The 22,695-nt window shown below is 64.3% G+C and carries 20 protein-coding genes; 7 read left to right on the top strand and 13 right to left on the bottom strand.

The features are described from left to right. Positions 1-118 precede the first annotated feature (118 nt). The 4 genes from AC6LJY_RS15740 to AC6LJY_RS15725 all read right to left on the bottom strand — a co-directional run bounded on the left by AC6LJY_RS15740 (position 119) and on the right by AC6LJY_RS15725 (position 4,692). On the bottom strand, positions 119-1,069 hold the full coding sequence (locus AC6LJY_RS15740; RefSeq protein ID WP_046804921.1) for a LysR substrate-binding domain-containing protein: 951 nt from the start codon (positions 1,067-1,069) through the stop codon (positions 119-121). Positions 1,070-1,152: 83 nt separating this feature from the next. Further along, positions 1,153-3,243 (bottom strand): ATP-dependent DNA helicase RecG, encoded by a 2,091-nt coding sequence (gene recG, locus AC6LJY_RS15735; protein ID WP_498136323.1) that lies wholly within the window; start codon positions 3,241-3,243, stop codon positions 1,153-1,155. Between the two features lie 38 nt (positions 3,244-3,281). After that, entirely contained in the window at positions 3,282-3,668 is a 387-nt protein-coding gene (locus AC6LJY_RS15730; protein WP_046804923.1) for a Rid family detoxifying hydrolase, read from the bottom strand. Between the two features lie 109 nt (positions 3,669-3,777). After that, positions 3,778-4,692: a LysR family transcriptional regulator gene (locus AC6LJY_RS15725; RefSeq protein ID WP_485859250.1), complete on the bottom strand. Its 915-nt coding sequence runs from the start codon at positions 4,690-4,692 to the stop codon at positions 3,778-3,780. A gap of 96 nt (positions 4,693-4,788) precedes the next feature. Here AC6LJY_RS15725 and AC6LJY_RS15720 point away from each other — a divergent pair, with 96 nt between their 5' ends. From AC6LJY_RS15720 to AC6LJY_RS15710, 3 genes are read left to right on the top strand one after another with little or no spacing between them, the layout of a single operon-like run. Next, positions 4,789-6,147 (top strand): acyclic terpene utilization AtuA family protein, encoded by a 1,359-nt coding sequence (locus tag AC6LJY_RS15720; RefSeq protein ID WP_498136322.1) that lies wholly within the window; start codon positions 4,789-4,791, stop codon positions 6,145-6,147. After that, the gene (locus AC6LJY_RS15715; RefSeq protein WP_498136321.1) at positions 6,144-6,530 is read left to right on the top strand and encodes an AtuA-related protein; all 387 of its coding nucleotides are present in this window, start codon (positions 6,144-6,146) and stop codon (positions 6,528-6,530) included. Before AC6LJY_RS15720 ends, AC6LJY_RS15715 begins: the two co-directional genes overlap by 4 nt. 42 nt (positions 6,531-6,572) lie before the next feature. Continuing rightward, complete coding sequence (locus AC6LJY_RS15710) at positions 6,573-7,538, top strand: Bug family tripartite tricarboxylate transporter substrate binding protein (RefSeq protein ID WP_046804927.1); 966 nt, start codon at positions 6,573-6,575, stop codon at positions 7,536-7,538. A 79-nt stretch (positions 7,539-7,617) separates the two neighbouring features. On the opposite strand, the gene AC6LJY_RS15705 is transcribed toward AC6LJY_RS15710, so the two are convergent. Then, positions 7,618-8,394, bottom strand: a complete 777-nt coding sequence (locus AC6LJY_RS15705; RefSeq protein ID WP_006219651.1) for a ferredoxin--NADP reductase — start codon at positions 8,392-8,394, stop codon at positions 7,618-7,620. A gap of 262 nt (positions 8,395-8,656) precedes the next feature. Here AC6LJY_RS15705 and AC6LJY_RS15700 point away from each other — a divergent pair, with 262 nt between their 5' ends. From AC6LJY_RS15700 to AC6LJY_RS15690, 3 genes are all read left to right on the top strand, one after another. Next, positions 8,657-9,700, top strand: a complete 1,044-nt coding sequence (locus AC6LJY_RS15700) for a Fe(3+) ABC transporter substrate-binding protein (RefSeq protein ID WP_046804928.1) — start codon at positions 8,657-8,659, stop codon at positions 9,698-9,700. Between the two features lie 113 nt (positions 9,701-9,813). After that, positions 9,814-11,484, top strand: coding sequence for an ABC transporter permease (locus AC6LJY_RS15695; RefSeq protein ID WP_314355644.1), 1,671 nt, complete (start codon positions 9,814-9,816; stop codon positions 11,482-11,484). Positions 11,485-11,489: 5 nt separating this feature from the next. Continuing rightward, complete coding sequence (locus AC6LJY_RS15690; RefSeq protein ID WP_104143983.1) at positions 11,490-12,266, top strand: ABC transporter ATP-binding protein; 777 nt, start codon at positions 11,490-11,492, stop codon at positions 12,264-12,266. Between the two features lie 60 nt (positions 12,267-12,326). On the opposite strand, the gene AC6LJY_RS15685 is transcribed toward AC6LJY_RS15690, so the two are convergent. The 3 genes from AC6LJY_RS15685 to AC6LJY_RS15675 all read right to left on the bottom strand — a co-directional run bounded on the left by AC6LJY_RS15685 (position 12,327) and on the right by AC6LJY_RS15675 (position 15,138). Then, complete coding sequence (locus tag AC6LJY_RS15685; RefSeq protein ID WP_498136320.1) at positions 12,327-13,304, bottom strand: Bug family tripartite tricarboxylate transporter substrate binding protein; 978 nt, start codon at positions 13,302-13,304, stop codon at positions 12,327-12,329. A 126-nt stretch (positions 13,305-13,430) separates the two neighbouring features. Then, positions 13,431-14,336, bottom strand: coding sequence for a pirin family protein (locus tag AC6LJY_RS15680; protein ID WP_046804932.1), 906 nt, complete (start codon positions 14,334-14,336; stop codon positions 13,431-13,433). 103 nt (positions 14,337-14,439) lie between these two features. Further along, positions 14,440-15,138 (bottom strand): pirin family protein, encoded by a 699-nt coding sequence (locus tag AC6LJY_RS15675; RefSeq protein ID WP_046804933.1) that lies wholly within the window; start codon positions 15,136-15,138, stop codon positions 14,440-14,442. Positions 15,139-15,316: 178 nt separating this feature from the next. Between AC6LJY_RS15675 and AC6LJY_RS15670 the strand changes: the two genes are divergently transcribed. Continuing rightward, positions 15,317-16,231, top strand: coding sequence for a LysR family transcriptional regulator (locus AC6LJY_RS15670; protein ID WP_498136319.1), 915 nt, complete (start codon positions 15,317-15,319; stop codon positions 16,229-16,231). A gap of 75 nt (positions 16,232-16,306) precedes the next feature. Here the strand turns inward: AC6LJY_RS15670 and ntrC are convergent, their stop codons facing one another. From ntrC to rdgB, 5 genes are all read right to left on the bottom strand, one after another. Beyond that, a complete protein-coding gene (ntrC, locus tag AC6LJY_RS15665; RefSeq protein ID WP_046804935.1) occupies positions 16,307-17,809 on the bottom strand; it encodes a nitrogen regulation protein NR(I) in 1,503 nt (500 codons plus the stop codon). Beyond that, positions 17,809-18,873 (bottom strand): nitrogen regulation protein NR(II), encoded by a 1,065-nt coding sequence (gene glnL / locus AC6LJY_RS15660; RefSeq protein WP_046804936.1) that lies wholly within the window; start codon positions 18,871-18,873, stop codon positions 17,809-17,811. The genes ntrC and glnL overlap by 1 nt, the downstream gene beginning before the upstream one ends. Before the next feature lie 192 nt (positions 18,874-19,065). Then, a complete protein-coding gene (glnA, locus tag AC6LJY_RS15655; RefSeq protein ID WP_006219661.1) occupies positions 19,066-20,478 on the bottom strand; it encodes a type I glutamate--ammonia ligase in 1,413 nt (470 codons plus the stop codon). A gap of 184 nt (positions 20,479-20,662) precedes the next feature. Beyond that, complete coding sequence (gene hemW / locus AC6LJY_RS15650) at positions 20,663-21,883, bottom strand: radical SAM family heme chaperone HemW (RefSeq protein WP_498136318.1); 1,221 nt, start codon at positions 21,881-21,883, stop codon at positions 20,663-20,665. 18 nt (positions 21,884-21,901) lie between these two features. Further along, a complete protein-coding gene (rdgB, locus tag AC6LJY_RS15645) occupies positions 21,902-22,525 on the bottom strand; it encodes an RdgB/HAM1 family non-canonical purine NTP pyrophosphatase (protein WP_498136317.1) in 624 nt (207 codons plus the stop codon). Positions 22,526-22,695: the final 170 nt, after the last annotated feature.

Raw genomic sequence — 22,695 nt, 5'->3', positions numbered from 1 at the left:
CGGGGAATCCGCATAAAACAAGGGCTTCCAAGCCGCCGCTTTGACCCTGCGCAAATGTGCCGCAAGGGGCCGCGGACGGCGCTACGGCGGCACGGCGGGCACGGCGCCAGACAACAGATCAGTCCTGCACCGCCGCCGCTTCGTCAGACAGCATCTTCACGCCCGGCAACTCGCACTCGTACACCGCTTGCGCCAAGGCTTCGATGGCGGCCAGGCGTGGGAAGCTGCGGCGCCATGCCAGGACGACGCGGCGCTCGGGCACGTGGCCGTCGAACGGAAGATAGCGCAGCAGGCTGTTGCTGGGCGGATGCTCGGGGACGGCGGTGATCGGCAACACGGTCACGCCGATGCCTGCGGCCACCATGTGGCGGATCGTCTCCAGCGATGAGCCCTCGAAGGTGCGCTGGATGCCGTCGCTGGCCGCCGAGAACCGCGACAGTTCTGGACAGACCTCCAGCACCTGGTCGCGAAAGCAGTGACCGCTGCCCAGCAGCAACATCGTCTGCTGCTTCAGGTCCTGCGCGTCGATGGATTTTCTTTGCGCCAGTTCGTGGTCATTGGGTACCGCGACGATGAAGGGTTCGTCGTACAACGGCTGCATCACCAAGCCCGCCTCGGGCAGCGGCAGTGCCATGATGGCGCAATCGATTTCGCCCTGGCGCAGCAGTTCCACCAGACGCACGGTGAAGTTCTCTTGCAGCAGCAATGGCATCTGCGGCGTGCGGCCGATTTGCACGGGGACGAGCTTGGGCAGCAAGTACGGGCCGATGGTATGGATCACGCCGACGCGCAACGGCCCGGCCAGCGGGTCGTGGCCTTGCCGCGCGATCTCTTTGATGCTGGCGCTTTCTTCCAGCACCTTCTGGGCTTGCGCGACGATGCGTTGACCGATGGGGGTAACACCGACCTCGGCGCCGCCGCGCTCGAACAGCGTCACGCCCAGTTCGTCTTCCAGCTTGCGTATCGCGACCGACAGCGTGGGCTGGCTGACGAAACAGGCTTCGGCCGCCCGCCCGAAATGGCGTTCACGCGCGACGGCGACGATGTACTTGAGTTCGGTGAGAGTCATGGTGGACTGCGCCCCCGGGAAGTTACGCGCGGGCCTTCGGGCCGGCGCTTGAATGAGTCAGGTGTAGGACGGGCCGCATCGCATCAGGTCCGCAGGAAGTCTTCGCGGCCGCGCATCCAGCGGGCCAGGTGCGCCTGGACGGCGGCGGGATGTTCGGCGCGCAACCACACCGCGGCATCGCGCGCGTCTTCCGCGATAGAGGCATCGGTTTCCAGGTCGGCAAAGCGCAGCAGCGCCATGCCCGATTGGCGCGTGCCCAGGAATTCGCCTGGCCCGCGCTGTTCCAGGTCGCGTCGGGCAATCTCGAAGCCGTCCGACGTTTCAAACATGGCACGCAGACGTTCGCGCGCGACCTGGGACAACGGGGTCTGGTACAGCAGCACACAAACCGATTCAGCGGTGCCGCGCCCTACCCGCCCGCGCAGCTGGTGCAACTGCGCCAGCCCGAAACGTTCGGCGTGTTCAATGACCATCAGCGAGGCGTTGGGCACGTCCACACCCACTTCGATGACGGTGGTGGCGACAAGCAGGTCCACTTCGCCTTCGCGAAATGCCTGCATGACGGCGGCCTTTTCCGCTTGCGGCAAGCGGCCGTGAACCAGGCCGATGCGCAAATCGGGAAGGTCGACCCGCATGCCTTCGTAGGTGTCCACCGCCGTTTGCAAATCCAGCGCTTCGCTTTCTTCGACCAGCGGGCATACCCAATACACTTGTTGGCCGCCGCGGGCCGCCTGGGCGACGTGCGCGATGACTTCTTCGCGCCGCGCGTCCGACACCAGCTTGGTCAACACAGGCGTGCGGCCGGGTGGTAGTTCGTCGATGACGGACACGTCAAGGTCGGCAAAGAACGTCATGGCCAGCGTGCGCGGAATGGGCGTGGCGCTCATGTTCAGCTGATGCGGCACGATGCGGCCGCGCACAGTTTCGCCCTTCTTGGTCAGCGCAAGGCGCTGCCCCACGCCAAAGCGGTGCTGCTCGTCAACAATAGATAGACCCAGTCGATGAAATTCAACGTGGTCTTGAATAATGGCCTGGGTGCCGACGACCAGTTGCACGCTGCCGTCAGCCGCAGCAGCGGCGGCCTCGCGGCGCGCCTTGGCGGTCAAGCTGCCACTAAGCCACGCGACGTTCACGCCCAGCGGCTGCAACCACGACACCAGCTTGTGAAAGTGCTGCTCGGCCAGGATTTCTGTGGGGGCCATCAGCGCAACCTGCGCCCCGCCCGCGATGGCCTGCGCGGCAGCAATGGCGGCGACCACGGTTTTGCCGCTACCCACATCGCCTTGCAGCAAACGGTGCATGGGATAGGGCTTGGCCAGATCGGCCGAGATTTCCTGCACAACGCGTTCTTGTGCGGCGGTCAATTTGAACGGCAGATTCGCGTACAGCTTGGCGACGAGGCCACCCGGCTCATTGCGCACGGGCAGCGATTCCGCTTCCTTGATGCGACGGGCCGCGCGCGCGGCGGCCAGCGACAACTGCTGCGCCAGCAGTTCATCGAACTTGATGCGGCGCCATGCGGGATGCACGCGGTCCAGCAGCGCCTGTTCCGATTCGCCTTGCGCGGGGGTGTGCAGCGCACGAATGGCGGGCTCGAACGGCGGCAGGTCGTAGCGTTCAAGCGCTTCGGGCGGCAAGGTGTCGGACAGGTCGGCGCGGTCCAGCGCCTGGGCGATGGCGCGGCGCAACGTCAGTTGCGGCAGGCCTTCGGTGGTGGGATACACAGGCGTCAGGGCCGTGGGCAAAGGCGCGTCGGCATTGGTCATGCGCGGGTGCACCATCTGGCGCCCGAACAGGTTGCTGCGCACTTCGCCCCGGGCGCGCAGGCGCTTGCCCACGCTGATCTGCTTTTGCTGGCTGGGGTAGAAGTTCAGCCAGCGCAATTGGATTTCGCCGGTCTCGTCCGCCAGCGTGGCAGTAAGTTGGCGCCGAGGCCGGTACTGGACCTCGGACTTGGTGATCTCGCCTTCGACCTGCCCGGCATAACCGGGCCGCAAGGCGCTGATGGGGACAACGCGGGTTTCGTCTTCGTAGCGCAGTGGCAGATGCAGCACGAAGTCCTCGGGCAGCACCAGACCCAGATTCCGAAGCTTGCGCTCGGTATCCGTCATCGGTTTGCCGGCGCCGTTCTTATCGGCGCCGGGTCGCTTGGAAGCCACGGCCGCGGCCGGCATCAAGAAACGAACCTCGGAATGCTGCGTACGGGGCCGCCTTACAGAACCATGATGGCTTCGACTTCAAACTGCGCGCCCTTGGGCAGGCTGGCCACGCCAATCGTCGAGCGGGCCGGGAACGGCTGCGGAATGATCTCGGCCATGATGGAATTGGCGGCGGTGAATTTGCCCAGGTCGGTCAGGAACAAGGTCAGCTTGACGACGTTGTCCAGCGTGCCGCCGGCTTCGGTGATTACGGCCTGCATGTTGGCGAAGGCCTGACGCACTTGCGCGTCGAAGTTTTCAGAGACCAGATCGCCCGTGCCCGGCTCCAGGCCGATCTGGCCCGACAAGTAGACAGTCTTGGTGCCGGTAACGGCAACCGCTTGCGAGTAAGGGCCAACGGCGGCGGGCGCTGCGTCGGTATGGATGATTTGCTTGCTCATGGGCGGAATCCTTCGGTTGACGGATAGAAAGCTACAACTATCGAAGTTTATCCAGCAATAGACATTTGCGAAAGTGGCCGGATGACGCAGGCACGGACGAAATCCGGTTTCATGCAGACGGCTGATGGCCGGCCCCGCCAATATCGCCGCGATGCGCGATCAGCAAGTCGGCCAGCGCCTGCGCCGCAACCGACAGGCTGCGGCCACGGCGCTGCACCAGGTACAGCGGCCGGGTCAATGCGCGACCCGCCAGAGGCACCACGCGCAAGTCATTGCTGGCAAAGTGAAAAAGCGTCATGGCGGGCACAACGCATACGCCCAGGCCGGCACGCACCAGGCCGGTCACAGTGGCCAGATGCTCGACTTCAAATACTGGCAAGGGCGCGTCGGCACCGAACGCTTCGTCCAGATGTTTGCGCACACTGCTGCCGCGCGCAAGCTGGATGACGGGAAATTTTGCGATATCACGCAGCCGGACGCGGGGCTGGGTCGCCAGCGGGTGGTCGGCCCGGCACACCAGGAAGTAGCGGTCGGCGTGCAGGAATTCGCTGTCCAGGTCGGTCATGTCGGCGCGCCGCGACGCCAGGGCGAAATCCACTTGCCCGCTTTGGACCATGTCCAGGCACGGGTCCAGCAAGGCATCGCGCAGATCCACCACGATACCGGGGTGTGCTTGTCCAAAGCGCGCCAGCAGGCCCGGCAACCAGCCCGCCGCCAGCGACGGCAGCGCGGCCAAGGCAACCCGGCCGCGTCGACGCGCCGCGTGGTCCCGCATGTCTTCCATGACCAGGTCCATGTCCGCCAGCAGTCGGCGGGCCGAGGCGTCCAGCACCCGCCCTTCGGCGGTCAATTCAACGTGGCGGGTATTGCGGTCGAACAGCCGCAGGCCGGCGCTGTCTTCCAGCTGGCGGATCAGGGCGCTGAACGCCGGCTGCGTCAGGTGGCAGCGCTGGGCTGCGCGCGTGAAATGGCGTTCGTCGGCCAGGGCGACAAAAGCGCGTAACTGCCGGGCGGATAGATTCATGGCTTTTCTCTATCAATTGATCCGATCTTTCTATTTTACGGATGATGGGCGCATGCCTATAGTGGCTTGACATCGCAAGGCCCGACTGGACCCCCTATGCCTCAATCTCCCCTGCTTATCGGCTGCGCCTCTGGCTTTTCCGGCGACCGCAGCGACGGCGCCGCCGCCGTGGTGCGCACGCTGGCCGCCCAGGGCGGCGGCACGCTGATCTTCGAAACACTGGCCGAGCGCACGCTGGCGCTGGCGCAACTGGCACGCAACGACGACCCCAACCGAGGCTACGAGCCGCTGCTGGACGACCTGGTGTCGCCCGTGCTGGCCGACTGCCTGCGCCATGGCATCAACATTGTCAGCAACTTTGGCGCGGCCAACCCGGAAGCCGCCGCCCGGCGCATTGCCGCCATTGCGCGCGAACAGGGCCTGCCCACGCCGCGCATCGCCGTCGTCTACGGCGATGCGTTGAACACGCCGGAGCAACGCGCGCTGCTACAAGAACGGCTGGGCGACGCGTTGACCGGACACGATGTCGTCAGCGCAACCGCCTATCTGGGCGCCACCGAAATCGCGCAAGCGCTGATGGCCGGCGCCCAGATCGTCGTGGCGGGCCGTGTGGCGGACCCTTCGTTGACGCTGGGCCCCGCCCTGGCTCACTTCGGCTGGGACACGGCGGACTGGCCGCGCCTGGGTCGCGCCACCATGGCCGGCCACATGCTGGAATGCGGCTTGCAAGTGACGGGCGGCTATTTCTGCGTGCCCGGTTTGAAAGAAGTGCCCGACGTGCACGCGGCGGGCTTTCCGATTGCGCAAATCGATGCCGACGGCGAATTCGTCATCGGCAAAGCGGATGGCACGGGCGGCGCGGTGGACGCGCGCACGGTGAAGGAACAACTGCTGTACGAAGTCCACGACCCGGCGCGCTACCTGACACCCGATGTGGTGGCGGACCTGAGCCAGGCTCGCGTTGTGGAACTGGGCGGCAACCGCGTCGCGGTGCACGGCATTACGGGCCACGCCCGCCCGGACGAGCTCAAGGTCAACGTCTGCTACCGAGGCGGCTGGTTGGCCGAAGCCGAGATTTCCTACGCGGGTGTGCAAGCGGAAGCCCGCGCGCGCCTGGCTGCGGACATCGTGCAAAAACGGCTTGGGTCCGGCTTTACGCTGCGCGCCGACCTGATCGGCGCGATCAGCATCCTGGGCGATGACGCGGGCGAAATGCGGCGCTCGCTGCCCGACACACACGCGCGCGACGTGCGCCTGCGCCTGGCTGGCGAACACGCCGACCGCGCCCAAGCCGAACGCATCCTGCGCGAAGTGACCGCGTTGTACACCTGCGGCCCGGCTGGCGGCGGCGGCGTGCGCACCGCGTTGCGTCCGCGTCTGAACATGGTGTCCTGCACCATCGCCCGCGATGCCGTGCACAGCGGCTGGACTTTCCTGGAGGCCATCGCGCCATGAATTCTTCCAACATGCAGGCCGTGCCGCTGTACCGCCTGGCCCATAGCCGTTCGGGCGACAAGGGCGACATCTCGAACCTGAGCCTGATCGCCTGGGATCCGGAGTGCTACGACGTGCTGACGTCCCAAGTGACTGAAGCGCGCGTGGCCGAGTGGTTCGCGTATCGCCACCCCGCGCGCGTCACGCGCTATCTGCTGCCGACATTGCACGCCATGAATTTCGTACTGGAAGGCGTGCTGGACGGCGGTGTAAACGATGCCCTGAACCTGGACACGCACGGCAAGAGCCTGTCTTTTCGATTGCTGGACCTGACGGTGGAGGTCAGCCCTGAACTGGCACGCCGGCTGCCAGACGTACCCGGTGACCGCCCAGCGGCCGCCTGAATTTTCCACCCCTTATAAAAAAAGCATCACAGGAGACACAACATGCGAATTTCATCGAAGGGCCGCCTGGCCTTGTTGCTGGCCGCCGCCCTGCCCCTGACCGCGCTGGCCCAGTCGTTCCCCACCAAGCCGATCACGTTCATCGTGCCCTTTGCGGCCGGCAGCGCCACCGACCAGATCGGCCGCGCGATTGGCCAGGGTGTCACCGAGCAGACCGGTCAGGCGGTCGTCATTGAAAACAAGCCGGGTGCCAGCGCAATGATCGGCGCCGCGGCGGGCGCACGCGCCGCGCCCGACGGCTACACCGTACTCATCACCACCAACACCACGCACGCCGCCAACGAACATCTGTACAAATCGCTGACCTACCAGCCGGTCAAGGACTTTGCGCCGATCTCGTTGTTGGGCAAAGGCGGCCAGATCATGGTGGTGAACCCGAATTCCCAGGCCAAGACCGTGGCCGACTTCCTGGCGCAAGCCAAGAAGTCGCCGGGCAAGCTGAGTTTTGGCAGCGGCAGCTCCAGCAGCCGGATCGCAGGCGAACTGTTGCAGCAGATGGCTGGCGTGCAACTGCTGCATGTGCCGTACAAGAGCAACCCGCTGGCGGTCACCGACCTGCTGGGCGGCCAGATCGACATGATGATCACCGACACCGCTACCGGCCTGCCGCAGGTCAAGTCGGGCAAATTGCGCGCGCTGGGCGTGACGGGCACCGCGCGTTCGCCGTTGGCGCCCGACGTGCCGACGATTGCGGAAGCCGGTGTGCCGGGTTACGAAATGGGCTATTGGTTCGCGGCCTATGCGCCGGCCGGCACGCCGCCCGATGTCGTCAAGCGTCTGAACGAATTGCTGGTGAAGGCCACCAAGACCAAGCCGGCCCAGCAGTTCTACGCACAGACGGGCACCGACGCCGCCACGTCCACGCCGGACGAGCTGGCTGCCTTCCAGCAAGCGGAATCGAAGAAGTGGGGCGACATCATCAAAAAGGCCGGCATTCAGCCGGAATGATCCCCGACGTCTCCGCCTGACGAACATAAAAAAGCCCCATCGCATGCGATGGGGCTTTTTACTGCCGCAAGACGGTGACTTATTTGTCCACGAATGCGCGTTCAACTACGTAGTCACCCGGCTGACCCACGCCCGGCGACACGGTGAAGCCGCGCTTATCCAGCATGGCGCTAATGTCGGCCAGCATATGCGGGCTACCGCAGATCATGGCGCGATCGGTTTCCGGATTGATCTGCGGGATGCCGATGTCATCGCACAGTTTGCCGTTTTCCATCAGCTCGGTGATGCGGCCCTGGTTGCGGAACGGCTCGCGCGTGACGGTGGGGTAGTACACCAGCTTTTCGCGCACGACATCGCCGAAGAATTCATTGTTTGGCAGTTCTTTCTCGATGAAGTCAGCGTAGGCCAGTTCGCTGACCCAACGCACGCCATGCACCAGAATGACCTTGTCGAAGCGTTCGTAGATGTCCGGGTCTTTGATGATGCTCATGAATGGCGCCAGGCCGGTGCCCGTGCCGAACAGGAACAGATGCTTGCCGGGCTTGAGGTCGTCGACGACCAGCGTGCCAACCGGCTTGCGGCTGACCAGGATGGTATCGCCTTCTTTCAGATGCTGCAGCCGCGACGTCAGCGGGCCGTTTTGCACCTTGATGCTGAGAAATTCGAGGTTTTCTTCGTAGTTGGCGCTGGCGATACTGTAGGCACGCAGCAGCGGCTTGCCTTCAACTTCCAGGCCGATCATGACGAAGTGGCCGTTGTGGAACCGCAAGGCCGCGTCACGCGTCGTGGTGAAGGAGAACAGGGTGTCGTTCCAGTGGTGCACGCTAAGTACGCGCTCTGTGTTGAAAGCAGCCATGTCGGAATTCGCTTATTAGGGTTGTCCCTATTCTACAGGTCTTGTTGGGAACTTGTCTCATTATTCCGTAATACGCTTATGACGTATTGATAGGAATCAAGGCTGGAACAGTGCCGCTTACGAAGAGTTGAACGCGTCTTTGCTTCCTGTTATTGTCGCGTTCTCAGTTGATAATCATTTTCGTTAGCAGACTGTTTTAAGCAGCGGAAAGGCTTGCGAGACCCTGCCCTTTCCGTTGCAGCCCTAGCCGGAGTTTCCCGACATGACCAAGCGTCCCCAATTGAATTCGCTGCTGCGCGCCCTGGCGCTGGCCGGCGCCGCCGCCTTCACCGTATCGGCCAACGCCGCGGAAGAAGTCAGCCTGTATACCACCCGGGAACCCAAGCTGATCCAGCCGTTGCTGGACGCCTTCACCAAGGAAAGCGGCATCAAGGTCAACACGGTATTCGTCAAGGACGGCCTGCTGGAACGCGTCAAGGCCGAAGGCGCCAAGTCGCCCGCCGACGTGCTGATGACCGTGGACATCGGTAACCTTCTGGACCTGGTTGATGGCGGCGTGACGCAGGCCGTCAAGTCGCAAACGCTGGAGTCGGTGATCCCCGCCAACCTGCGCGGCGCCGACGGCAAGTGGTACGCCCTGTCGTTGCGCGACCGCGTGCTGTACGTGGAAAAGGATTTGAAGTTGGAATCTTTCCGCTACGAAGACCTGGCCGACCCGAAGTGGAAGGGCAAGGTCTGCATCCGTTCGGGCCAGCATCCCTACAACACCGCCATGGTCGCCTCCATGATTGCGCATGACGGCGCCGAGGCCACTGAAAAATGGCTGCGTGGCGTCAAGGCCAATCTGGCCCGGAAGGCAGCCGGTGGCGACCGCGACGTGGCGCGTGACATCCTGGGCGGCATTTGCGATATCGGCCTGGCCAACGCCTACTACGTCGGCCACATGAAGAACGCCGAACCCGGCACCGACGCCCGCAAATGGGGCGACGCCATCAAGGTCATCCGCCCCACGTTCGCCAGCGAAAAAAGCGGTGGCACGCACGTGAACGTCAGCGGCGCCGCCGTGGCCGCGCACGCGCCCAACAAGGCCAACGCCATCAAGCTGCTGGACTTCCTGGTATCCGAACCGGCCCAGGCGCTGTATGCCCAGGCCAATTACGAATACCCCGTGCGCAAGGGCGTGAAGCTGGACCCGGTCATCGCCAGCTTTGGTGAATTGAAGGTGGATCCCCTGCCCCTGACCGAAATCGCCAAGCATCGCAAACAAGCCAGCGAATTGGTCGACAAGGTCGGCTTCGACAACTGATCCCTGGATGGCCGCCTGACGCCACAAGCGTCCGGTGGCCATCGAACAGTATTGGGCCTGTTCCCTTTTTTGAAGGGAACAGGCCTTGCCATTGATGCCATCAACGTTGAAGCATGCACACTGAATCTTTGCCCCGGCCGATGCGTCTGCGCTGGACCGAACGCGGCGCCGGCTGGCTGGCGGGCGCGGGCCTGATTGCCCTGGCCGTCCTGGCCCCGGTGCTGACGCTGGGCTGGTGGGCGCTGGGCGGGGAACTTTCGCACTGGCAGCATCTGGCCAGCTACGTGCTGCCGCAGGCGCTTGCGAACACCGCCATCCTGCTTGCCGGGGTGGGCGTGGTCGTTACGCTATTGGGGACGGGCGCCGCCTGGCTGGTGACCGCTTACGACTTCCCCACGCGTCGCGTACTGACCTGGGCGCTGCTGCTGCCGCTGGCGGTGCCCACCTACATCATCGCGTTCGCTTACCTGGATCTGCTGCACCCCATTGGCCCCATCCAGACCGCCATCCGCGCGCTGCTGGGGTATGACAGCCCGCGCCAGTTCCGCTTGCCCGACCTGCGTTCCATCTATGGCGCGATTTTCGTGCTTGGCTTCGTGCTGTACCCCTACGTCTACCTCAGCACCCGCGTGATGTTCATGACACAGGCGGCCAGTCTGCTGGAAGCCGCGCGCACGCTGGGCGCCGGCCGCATCGCCGTGTTCTGCCGCGTGGCCTTGCCGCTGGCACGGCCCGCCATCGTGGTCGGCGTGAGCTTGGCGCTGCTGGAAACGCTGAACGACATCGGCGCCTCGGAATTCCTGGGCGTGCAGACTTTGACCGTCTCGGTCTACACCACCTGGGTCACGCGTTCCGACCTGGCCGGCGCGGCGCAGATCGCGCTGACCATGCTGGCTATCGTGATCGGCCTGATCCTGCTGGAACGGCACGGCCGCAAACGCCAGCGTTATGCCAACACGCAGCGCATGCGCCCGATGCAGCCGCGCCGCCTGCGTGGCCCGGCCGCCGCCATCGCCACGCTGCTGGGGTGGATACCCGTGGTGCTGGGCTTTGTGGCGCCCGCGCTTTATCTGATCGTGGAAACCTACAAGCGCCTGGACCAGGTCGGTGGCGTATCGGACCAGCTCATTAACGGCCTGTCGAACACGCTGATCGTGGCGTTCAGCGCCACCATCGTCACGTTGCTATGCGGCCTGATCGTGGCTTGGGCGGGGCGCACCCTGCGCGAAAGTGCCGGCTTCAACCCCGGCCGCGCCTGCGCCCGCATTGCCAGCCTGGGCTACGCCGTGCCGGGCACCGTGCTGGCCATTGGCCTGCTGACGCCGTTCGTTTGGATCGACACGGCGGTGGCCAAGGTCTTTGGCGGAACGGGCCTGTTCCTGATGGGTTCCATGGCGGCGCTGGTGTGCGCATATGTGATCCGCTTCCTGGCCATTTCGACCGGCGCGCTGGAAGCCGGACTCGCCCGCATTCCGCCTTCGCTGGAACAGGCGTCGCGCCTGTTGGGCGAGACATCCGGCGGCACGCTGCGCCGCGTGCACTTGCCCCTGCTGCGCCCCGCCCTGGCGGCCAGCGCGCTGCTGGTGTTCGTGGACGCCATGAAAGAACTGCCCGCCACCCTGCTGCTGCGCCCCATGAATTTCGACACGCTGGCCACCTGGCTCTACGCCGAAGCCGCGCGCGGCACGTACGAGGAAGGCGCCGTCGCGGCGCTGGCAATCGTGCTGGCCGGCCTTTTGCCCGTCATCCTGCTGGCGCGCACCAATCTGAAAATGGGACATTGATCATCGTGCCCGATCTGCTAGAAATCGAACATCTTTCCCTGGCCTACGACACGCCCAAGGGCCTGAAGCCCGTGGTGCAAGATCTGTCACTGGGCCTGCCTGTCGGGCATATCGGCTGCCTGCTGGGTGAATCGGGCTGCGGCAAGACGACCGTGCTGCGTGCCATTGCCGGCTTCGAGCCGGTACGCGCGGGCCGCATCCTGCTGGACGGCACCGTCATTTCGTCGGCCACCGAACAGGTCGCGCCCGAACACCGACGCGTGGGCATGATGTTCCAGGATTACGCTCTGTTCCCGCATCTGACGGTGGCGCTGAATGTGGCTTTTGGCCTGCGCAAGCTGCCGCGTGCCGAGCGTGCGCGGCGCGTCGAAGAAATGCTGGAACTGGTGGGCCTGGCCCACGCCGCCGCCAGCTATCCGCATGAAATCTCGGGCGGGCAGCAGCAGCGGGTAGCGCTGGCGCGCGCGCTGGCGCCCTCGCCCGACCTGTTGTTGCTGGATGAACCGTTTTCAAACCTGGATGTGGACACGCGCGAACGCCTGGCGTTTGAAGTGCGCGACATCCTGAAAACGACCGGCCACACGGCCATCCTCGTCACGCACAACCAGGCGGAAGCCTTCGCTATTGCCGACCGCATCGGCGTCATGACGCGGGGCAGCATCGCGCAATGGGACACCCCATACAACCTGCACCATCAGCCCAGCAACGATTTCGTGCGCGACTTCATCCGCCGCGAAGCGTTGGAAGAACAGCGCGAGCAGGCTTTCGCCCGCGGGCGCTGATTTCCATTCTGCATTTCCATCCCGCATTCGGCGCGCAGTCGTGGCGACACGCGTCGGCGCTTAGTCCGCCGACAGCTTCACCTTTTGCGACAGCGCCTTGAACGACTCGTACTGGCTGGCGGTCAGGCGTTGCACTTCTTGCGGCGTCGAGCCATAGGGCATGAAGCCAGCTTGCTCGAGCTTGTCTTTGACTTCGGGCAACGCCAACGCCCACTGGAAAGCTTCGCTTAAGGCGCGCGTGGCTTCCGGCGACATGTTCGCCGGGCCGTACACGGCAAACCAGGGGTCGACCACCGCACCCGAGTACCCGAGCTCGGCCAGCGTCGGCACGTCCGGCAACGCGGGCGCGCGCTTGCTGCCCGTAACCGCCAGCGGGTGCACCTTGCCGGACTTGATGTGCGGCAGGGACGCCGGCAGGTTGTCGAACATCACAGGCAAGTGCCCGCCCAGCAAATCGTTCAGCGCCTGCGCGCTGCCCTTGTACGGAATGTGCTGCATGCCCGCGCCAGTCAGCTGGTCGAACATCACGCCGGCCAGATGCATGGACGTGCCCGTGCCCGGCGTGCCGAACGACGTGCCCGGATGCTGCTTGGCGTAGGCGACCAGATCCTTCACGCTGTCGACCTTCAAGGCCGGGCCCGTTTCCAGCACCACGGACGACGCGCCCAACATGCTGACGCCCGTGAAGTCCTTGGTGGGATCGAACGGCATCTTCGGATAGACGAAGGGGTTCAACGCGTTGGTCGAAATGGCGCCGAACCCGATCGTGTAGCCGTCCGGCGCGGCCTTGGCCACCGCGTCCATGCCGATATTGCCGCCCGCGCCGGGGCGGTTTTCAACAATGACGGGTTGCCCCAGTTTTTCGGCGACCTTCTGGCCCGCCGTGCGCGCCACCAAATCGGTGGTGCCGCCTGCCGTGTACGGCACGATGAAGGTGATGGGCTTGGCCGGGTAGCCCGCGGCCACCGCCACGGACGCGCCGTGCACCAGCGCCAGCGCGGCCACGCCGCGCACCAGATTGAACGTATAGCGATGCATGTGTCTCCATCCTGTTGTTGTCAAAGATTGGAGGCGCATCATACTGCCGCGCAGGGCTTGCGCGGCAGGGGCGTCGGGACTATTTGCGACGTCTGTTCGCGATGACTTTCCGCGACGACTACGCGGTCAGGCGCGCGGTTCGGGCAGCGGGATGAATTCCGTCTCGTCGCCAGGCACGACCTGGTCGAAACGGGTGCGTTGCCAATCCTGCTTGGCTTGCTCGATCCGGTCCTTGCTGCTGGACACGAAGTTCCACCAGACATAACGCGGACCATCCAGCGGCTCGCCGCCAATGACGGCGAAGCGGGCTGCCGTGATGGCGCGGATCTGAACCGGCCGGCCGGGCGCAAAGACCACCAGACGCCCGCTTTCAAACACCTGCCCGTCGACTTCGACCGTGCCTTGCGCCAGATACGCCGCACGCTCTTCGTACTCCGCCGGCAGCACCGTCGTGGCACCCGCCTGCAACTGCAGGTCGCCATAGAACAGCGGCGACAGCGTCTTGACCGACGACGTCTTGCCAAACAGCGAGCCCGCCACCACTTGCGCACGCACGCCCTCGCCTTCGATCACCGGCTGGGCATCCAGGCCGTAGTGCGTGAAGCCGGGGTCCGTCTCTTCGTACTTGGTGGGCAGGCCCACCCAGATTTGCAGGCCACAGAGGCGTTGCGGCGCTAGGCGCGCTTCGGGCGACGAACGCTCGGAGTGCACGATGCCGCGCCCCGCCGTCATCCAGTTCACTTCGCCCGGAAGAATGGTTTTGGTATTGCCCGCGCCGTCGCGGTGCACCATCGAGCCCTCGTACAGATAGGTGACGGTAGACAGGCCAATATGCGGATGCGGCCGCACATCAATGCCAGACCCCACGTCGAAATCGGCGGGACCCATGTGGTCCAGAAAAACAAACGGACCGACCGTGCGACGCTGCGCCGAAGGGATGGCGCGGCGGACGGAAAAACCGCCCAAGTCGGTGGTGCGCGGCACAACGACGGTTTCGATCTGGCTTTCGCCGGCTTCAGACAAGGTGGACATGGTGCAGTACTCCGCATGAATAGGCCAAGGGCCATGTTAAGGCCCAGCGGCCTCGTCAAAACAAATCGCCGGGCGGAATCCATTTCCGCCCGGCGCTCAAGGCTTACGCCAGGTCAAACACCAGCACTTCGGCGTTCTTGCCGCCGGACAGCTCGACACGGGTTTCGTCCGTGATCGCCACGGCGTCGCCGCCGGACAGTTCAACCCCGTTGACCGTCACGCTGCCACGCGCCACGTGCACCCAGGCGCGCCGGCCGGCCGCCAACGTCAGCGTGGCCGATTCGTCGCCATCAAACAGGCCGCCATAAAGGCGCGCGTCTTGATGAATCTTCATCGACCCGTCATCGCCATCCGGCGACACCAGGGCTTGCAGGCGGCCACGCTTTTGCGCGTCGCTGAACTCGCGCTCTTCGTATTCCGGGGCAATACCGGTGACGTTGGGCTCGATCCAGATTTGCAGCATGTGCGTTTCGGCATCCGACAGCGGGTTGAACTCGGAGTGCATCACGCCACGCCCGGCGCTCATGCGCTGCACATTGCCCGGCTTGATGGTCGAGCCGCTGCCCATGCTGTCCTTGTGGGCGATGGCGCCATCCAGCACATAGGTAATGATTTCCATGTCGCGATGGCCGTGGGTGCCAAAACCGCGAGCGGCGGCGATGCGGTCATCGTTGATCACGCGCAGCGAGCCAAAGCCCATGTGGGCGGGATCGTAGTAGTTGGCGAATGAAAAGGTATGAAAAGAATCCAGCCATCCGTGGTTGGCATGACCCCGTTCGTTAGCGCGGCGAATCGTAAGCATTGTGGACTCCTGTTTCAATAATATGAATGGTTGTAGGGGTGCGGGCCTGGCTTCTTGCTGTTGCCTGTGTGCTGCATCCCTGGCATGAGTGATATTCTGCGCGCGCTGGAACCGCCGTTTGGCGCTATATTTTGACGAGATCATTCAACTTTTTTGAACGCCCCTGGCGTTGCCCCTCATGCAGCCCATTACCCCCGAATTGCTCATCCTGGTGGACGCCATTGCCCGTCATGGCAGCTTTGCCAAGGCGGCGCGCGAGTTGGGCAAAGTGCCCTCGGCCGTTACTTATTCCATCCGCAAGCTGGAAGACGGGCTGGATGTGCTGTTGTTCGATCGCTCGGGCCACCGCGCGCTGCTGACGCCGGCCGGCGAAACGCTGCTGAAAGATGGCCGGCACGTGTTGCAGTCGCTGGATGACCTGGCGTGCCGCGTCAAACGCATCGCCACGGGCTGGGAAGTGGAATTGCGGATTGCGGTCAGCGCCGTACTGCCCTGGCGGCCGTTGTATGACCTGATCGAGGAATTCCAGACGCTGGAAAGCGCGACGACGCTGCGTTTTTCCAGCGAAGTGCTAAGTGGAAACTGGGACGCCTTGACGTCGGGCCGCGCCGACCTGGTGATAGGCGCCGGCGCCAATGCCGAGCCCACGGGGCCGTATCGGGCGCAAGCCATCGGCACGACGCAGTTTGCGTTCTGCGTGGCCGCGCATCACCCCTTGGCGTCGCTGCCGCAGCCCCTAAGCCGGGGCGACATCACGCAATACTGTGCCGTGGTGGTCGCGGATACGTCACGCAACCTGCCGCCGCAATCGCGCGGCATTCTGGCCGACCAAGCCACGCTGGTGATGCCGTCGATGCAGGCCAAGATCGACGCGCAGGTGCGTGGGTTGGGTTGCGGCTACTTGCCGATGACGATGGCGGCGCCGTACTTGTCGCAAGGCTTGCTGGTGGTGTGCGAAACCGATGAGGGGATGTCGCTGACCGAGCACGTCGCCTACGCCTGGCGCGCGGAAGCGCCGGGTGAAGCGCTGAAGTGGTGGTTGCAGAAGCTGAAGTCGCCGCGATTGTGCGAAAGCCTGCTGGGGCTGGGGTAGCGGGTGAAGCGGTGCAGGGATGAAGGGTGACGGGGGTGATGGGCTGGCGTCCGCGCCACATCATGCCCCGTCACATCACTCGTCCTCAATACCCAGTTCGCGCAGTTTGCGCGTGATGGTGTTGCGGCCAATTCCCAGCCGCGACGCCGCTTCCACGCGGCGGCCACGGCTGGCGTCCAGCGCGCTTTGCAGCAGGATTTTTTCAAACTGGCGGGTCAGCGTTGCCATGACCGCCGGCTCGCCGCGCTCCAAACGATACTGGGCATCGCGCAGCAAGGAGTCCTGCCAGTTGCGCGGCGCGCCGTCGTCCACGCCCTGCCCCTGCCCGGCCTGCACCACGGTACCAATACCCGAGATGGGCGCGGCCGGACGCAACGGCGCCATCGCGGGCTGTTGCTGCTGATGTTCCAGTGCGCGGATTTCCGGCGGAAGATCTTGCCGATCCACCGTCTGCCCGGGCGCCATCACCGTCAGCCAATGGCAAAAGTTTTCCAGCTGGCGCACGTTGCCGGGAAAGTCGAACTTGGTCAGCACGGCCAAGGCGTCCGGGGTCAAGCGCTTGACCGGCACGCCCAGCGTACGGGCGCTGGCGGTCAGAAAATGTTGTGCCAGCGCCGGGATGTCTTCGACCCGCTCGCGCAATGGCGGCAGACGCAGGCGGATCACGTTCAGACGGTGGAACAAGTCTTCGCGGAACAAGCCTTGCTCAACCCGTTGCTCCAGCGGCTGGTGGGTCGCTGCCACGATGCGCACGTCCACGCGCACCGGCTGCGCGCCGCCGACGCGATAGAAGCTGCCTTCGGCCAGCACACGCAGCAATCGCGTCTGCAATTCGATCGGCATATCGCCGATTTCATCCAGGAACAGCGTGCCACCATGCGCTTCTTCGAAGCGGCCACGACGCAGGTTGTTGGCGCCGGTAAAGGCGCCGCGCTCGTGGCCGAACAGTTCGGCTTCCAGCAGATCACGCGGAATGGCCGCCGCGTTCAGCGCCACGAAGGGGCCGCTGGCGCGCACGCCGTGGCCATGCAGCGCACGGGCCACCAGTTCCTTGCCCGTGCCCGATTCGCCGGTGATCAACACCGTGACCTTGGACTGGGCCAGCCGGCCAATGGCGCGGAACACTTCCTGCATCGCCGTCGATGACGACTGCGTCATCATCCAGCGTTCGTTGTTCTGCGCGGACTCGCCCTGCCCTTCGGGCGTTTCGGGCTGCGCGGATTCCTGCATGGCGCGTTGAATCAGCGCCACCGCCTCGTTCACGTCGAACGGCTTGGCCAGGTAGTCGAACGCGCCGCCCTGGAAGGCGGACACGGTACTGTCCAGGTCGGCAAACGCCGTCATCACAATGACCGGCAGGCCGGGGTGGCGTTCCTTCAGTTGGCGCAACAGCTCCAGGCCGTTGCCGCCTGGCATGCGGATATCGGAGACCAAGGCGACGGGCGTTTCCCGCGACAGCGCTTCCAGCACGTCAGCCGATTGGGAAAAACTACGGGTGGGGACACCAGCGCGGGCCAGGGCCTTTTCGAGGACCCAGCGGATGGCCTGGTCGTCGTCGACGATCCATACGGGTTTCATCAGTGTGCGGGCTCCATCGGTAGGACCAGGCGAAACTCGGTACGACCGGGTCGGGATTCAAATTCGATGATGCCGCCGTGCTGTTGCACGAAGTCCTGGGCAAGGCTCAAGCCCAGCCCGGTACCGCCGGCCCTGGCCGTGACCAGCGGGTGGAAAATGCGGTCGCGGATGTGGTCCGGCACGCCGGGACCGTTATCGATAATGGACAGCACCAGCGCCAGCCGGTGTTGCCGATGGGCCAGCATGACCTGGCGGGCCACGCGGGTGCGCAGCGTTACCACGCCGGGCTCCGTCTGCGGCCCCTGCGGGCGCGCGACCAACTCTTGTGCGGCATTGCGGGCCACGTTCAGCACCGCCTGCATCAAGCGGGCCGCATCGCCCTTCAAATCAGGCACCGACGCGTCGTAGTCACGCAGGATCGTCACGTCGTTGCGGAATTCAGCCTGGATCAGGGCGCAGACGCGCTCGCAGATCTCGTGGATGTTCACCGGCCGCGCGTTCAGCGGCACACGTTGCGGGCCGCTCAAGCGGTCCACCAGCGCCTGCAAGCGATCGGCTTCGGAAATAATGACTTGGGTGTATTCGGCCAGCGCTGCGCTGGGCAGCTCGGCTTCGAGCAATTGCGCGGCGCCGCGCAAACCGCCCAAGGGGTTCTTCACTTCATGCGCCAGGTTGCGCAGCAGTTCACGATGCGCTTCGATCTCGTCAACCAGGCGATGGTTGCGGTCAGCCAGCACGCGCTGTTCTATCTCGCGCGTCTCGATCAATACCGGCCAGCGTTGACCGGTCAGCCCCACCGTGGTGACGGCGACTTCGACGGATTCGGCGGCGCGGCGCAACGAGGCCAATTGCCTGACGTCGGCGTACCTGCCGGCAGCGGCGCGGTCGATGGAGGACTGGATGTTTTCTGGGGTGTCGAACAGCGTGGCGGCGGAGTGCCCGCAGAGTTGCTTGCGCGAGCGGCCGAACAGATCTTCGGCGGCGGCGTTGGCGTACTCAATGTGACCGCGCTCGTTGACCAGGAAAACGGACGTGGCAAGCAGATCGAGAGCTTCTACATTCATTTTTCAACGTACCCGAATGACAGGGGAAAAGCGGAACGCGCCCGCGACGGCGGCGCCGGAACCCGGCGCCCTGCCCGCCGGGCGTAACGCCTGGCGGACAAACCGTCGAGCCGCGACCTGGTGGTGCGCGATGTGTGGGCCCTGGTTTCTGCCGCCATCATCGCGCTCCCCCCCGCCACAGCCTCTAAACGATCAGAGGCTGTAGTACATGTCGAATTCGACCGGGTGCGTGGTCATGCGCAGACGGTTCACATCGCCCATCTTCAGGTCGATGTAGGCGTTGAGCATGTCGTTGCTGAACACGCCACCGCGGGTCAGGAATTCGCGATCGGCGTCCAGGGCTTCCAGCGCTTGTTCCAGCGAGGAGCACACGGTCGGGATCTTTGCGTCTTCTTCCGGCGGCAGGTCGTACAGGTTCTTGTCGGCCGGATCGCCCGGGTGGATCTTGTTCTGGACGCCGTCCAGGCCGGCCATCATCAGCGCCGAGAAAGCCAGGTACGGGTTGGCCAGGGGGTCCGGGAAACGCGCTTCGACGCGGCGGCCCTTCGGGTTGCCGACGTACGGAATGCGGATCGAAGCCGAGCGGTTGCGGGCCGAGTAAGCCAGCTTGACCGGGGCTTCGTAGTGCGGAACCAGACGCTTGTACGAGTTCGTGCCCGGGTTGGTGATGGCGTTCAGGGCGCGGGCGTGCTTGATGATGCCGCCGATGTAGTACAGGGCGAATTCCGACAGGCCGGCGTAGCCATTGCCCGCGAACAGGTTCTGGCCATCCTTCCAGATGGATTGGTGCACGTGCATGCCGGAGCCGTTGTCGCCAACGATGGGCTTGGGCATGAACGTGGCGGTCTTGCCGTAAGCGTGGGCAACGTTGTGCACGACGTACTTGACGATCTGGGTCCAGTCGGCGCGCTGAACCAGCGTGCTGAACTTGGTGCCGATTTCCAGCTGGCCGGCGCCGGCCACTTCATGGTGGTGCACTTCAACCGGCACGCCCATTTGTTCCATCAGCAGGCACATTTCCGAACGCATGTCCTGGAACGAATCAACCGGGGGAACGGGGAAGTAGCCACCCTTGACGGCGGGACGATGGCCGGTGTTGCCGCCCTCGAATTCCAGGCCGGTCGACCACGAGGCTTCTTCGGACTTGATCTTGACGAACGTGCCCGACATGTCGGTGTTCCACGTTACGCCGTCGAACACGAAGAATTCGGGTTCCGGACCAAAGTAGGCGGTGTCGCCCAGGCCGGAGGACTTCAGGTAGGCTTCGGCGCGCTTGGCCAGCGAACGCGGGTCGCGGTCATAGCCCTTCAGGTCCGACGGCTCGACGACGTCGCACGACAGGATCAGGGTCGGCTCTTCGCGGAACGGGTCCAGGTTGCCGGTGGCGCAATCGGGGATGAGCAGCATGTCGGAAGCTTCGATACCCTTCCAACCCGGAATCGACGAACCGTCGAAAGCCTGGCCGCTTTCCAGCTTGTCTTCATCGATCTGGCTGGTGGGCACGGACACGTGGTGCTCACGGCCAACCGTATCGGTAAAGCGGAAATCCACGAATTTGACTTCGTTATCGGCGATCTGTTTCAGGACGTCTTTCGGGCTTGCCATGTCATCTCCATTAGATAAAAGGGTCGAGGGCTTTGCCGCTCGACTGGCATAAAGAGGGAAGCAATAAGCGTGCCAGGTTTTACCCCAGGGATTCCCAGGGGAAGGCTGCACGGTCACGGAAAAATGTAGCACCGGCATGGTGCAAAGCGTGGGGCATGATTGCCCCGTTTTGGTGCAAAAGCAACTACAGGAACATTTCCTGCAGGTCGTTCAAGAAGCGCCACCCCAAGGGCGTAGCCTTCAAACGCGTCGGGTCCGCGTCCAGCAAGCCCCGTTTCGAGGCTGCCTCCAATTGGTGCGCGATGGCGGCAAGCGACAAACCGGTGCGTTCGTTGAACGTTGTGGTGGGCACGCCCTCTTTCAGGCGCAGTGCATTGAGCATGAATTCAAAGGGCAGTTCGTCCGGCCCGACCTGGCGGCTTTCGGCCAGATGACTGCCGTCGCGCGCCATGGCCGCCTGCATCCAGGAATCCGGGTTGCGCAACCGCGCCTCGCGCACGATACGGTCATGAAATGACAGCTTGCCGTGCGCGCCAGGGCCGATGCCCAGGTAGTCGCCAAATTCCCAGTAGTTCATGTTGTGGCGGCACCGCGCGCCCGGCCGTGCATAGGCTGAAACTTCGTACCGCGCCAACCCCGCCGCCGCCAATTCGGCTTCAACGGCGTCTTGCATGGCGGCGCTGGTGTCGTCGTCGGGCAATTCGGCGGGCGGAAATTTTGCGAAGACGGTGTTCGGCTCCATCGTCAGGTGGTACAGCGACAGGTGTTCCGTGCCAAACGAAATGGCATGGCGCAGGTCTGCCACACAGGCGTCCAGCGTCTGGCCCGGCAAGGCGAACATCATGTCCAGGTTCACGCGCGAGACCGCGCGCTGGGCCATGTCGATCGCCGCCCGAGCCTGCGCGGCGTCGTGGATGCGGCCCAGCTTCTTTAGCTGCGCGTCGTCAAAGCTCTGGATGCCCAACGAAAAGCGGGTGACGCCGCTGGCGGCATAGTCGCGAAACCGGCTGGCTTCGGCCGTGCCGGGGTTGGCTTCCATGGTGATTTCGGCGTCGGGCCACAGGTTCAGACAGGCGCGCAACATGGCCAGCAGTTCGTCCAATCCCGCCGACGACAGCAGGCTGGGCGTGCCGCCTCCGATGAAAACGGACACGACCTGCCGGCCCCAGATGGACGGCAACGCCTGTTCAAGGTCGCTGCGCAGAGCGTCCAGATAGGCGCGTTCCGGTATTTCGCCGGGCGCGGCGTGGGAATTGAAGTCGCAATACGGGCATTTGCGCACGCACCAGGGCACGTGCACATAGAGGGAAAGCGGCGGCAGGCTGGTCAGCGTGGCGCCTGCGGAGACACGGACGCGCGACGGCGACGCGCCCATGTCGTTGCGGATGGGAATAGTGATGGACATGCGGTTTCGCTTAAGCGCCTAGGCGTGGCTAAGCTTGCTCAACAATTCGCGCAGCGCGCGGGCGCGGTGGCTGACGCGGTTCTTTTCCTCGGGGTCCAGCGACGCCGCGGTCAGTGCCATATCGGGCAGATAGAAGTGCGGGTCGTAGCCAAAGCCATTCACCCCTTCCGGCACGTCGATGATTTCGCCATGCCACAACCCTTCTCCGATGATCGGGCACGGGTCGTTTTCCAAACGCACCAAAGCCAGCACGGCCACATACCAGGCGCGGCGGTCGGTAACCCCTGCCAGGTTCTGTACCAGCAGGGCATTGTTCGCTTGGTCTGATTTTTCGCCCCCGTGCATCTTGGCGTAGCGGGCCGAATACACGCCGGGCGCGGCATCCAGCGCGGCGACGCACAGGCCGGAGTCGTCGGCCAACGCCGGCAGCCCGGTCAGGCGGCTGGCGTGCCGCGCTTTGGCCAAGGCGTTTTCAACAAAGGTGACGTGGGGCTCTTCGGCTTCGGGCACGCCCAGGTCGCCTTGGGGCACCAGTTCGATGCCGAGCGGCGCAAACAAGGCGGAAAATTCGCGCAGCTTGCCGGGGTTGTTGGACGCCAGCACGATACGACGCAGGGATTCGGGAATCTTGGGGGAAGTCATAGCGCAAATTGTATAGGGCGCAAGAGGTACGCGGCGGCTGTCGCCACGGCGCCGCGTCGGCAAGCAAAGCAAGGGGAAATCTCGGTTGACAGCTATGTAACAGCGGCTGAATATGGCGCGTCGCCGGTAGCGGCAACAACGCAGACATATTTTGTTGTCAACATGACGAA

The organism is Achromobacter sp. RT286_PF, from assembly GCF_059760425.1.
This window is presented reverse-complemented; position numbering and strand designations above follow the sequence as displayed.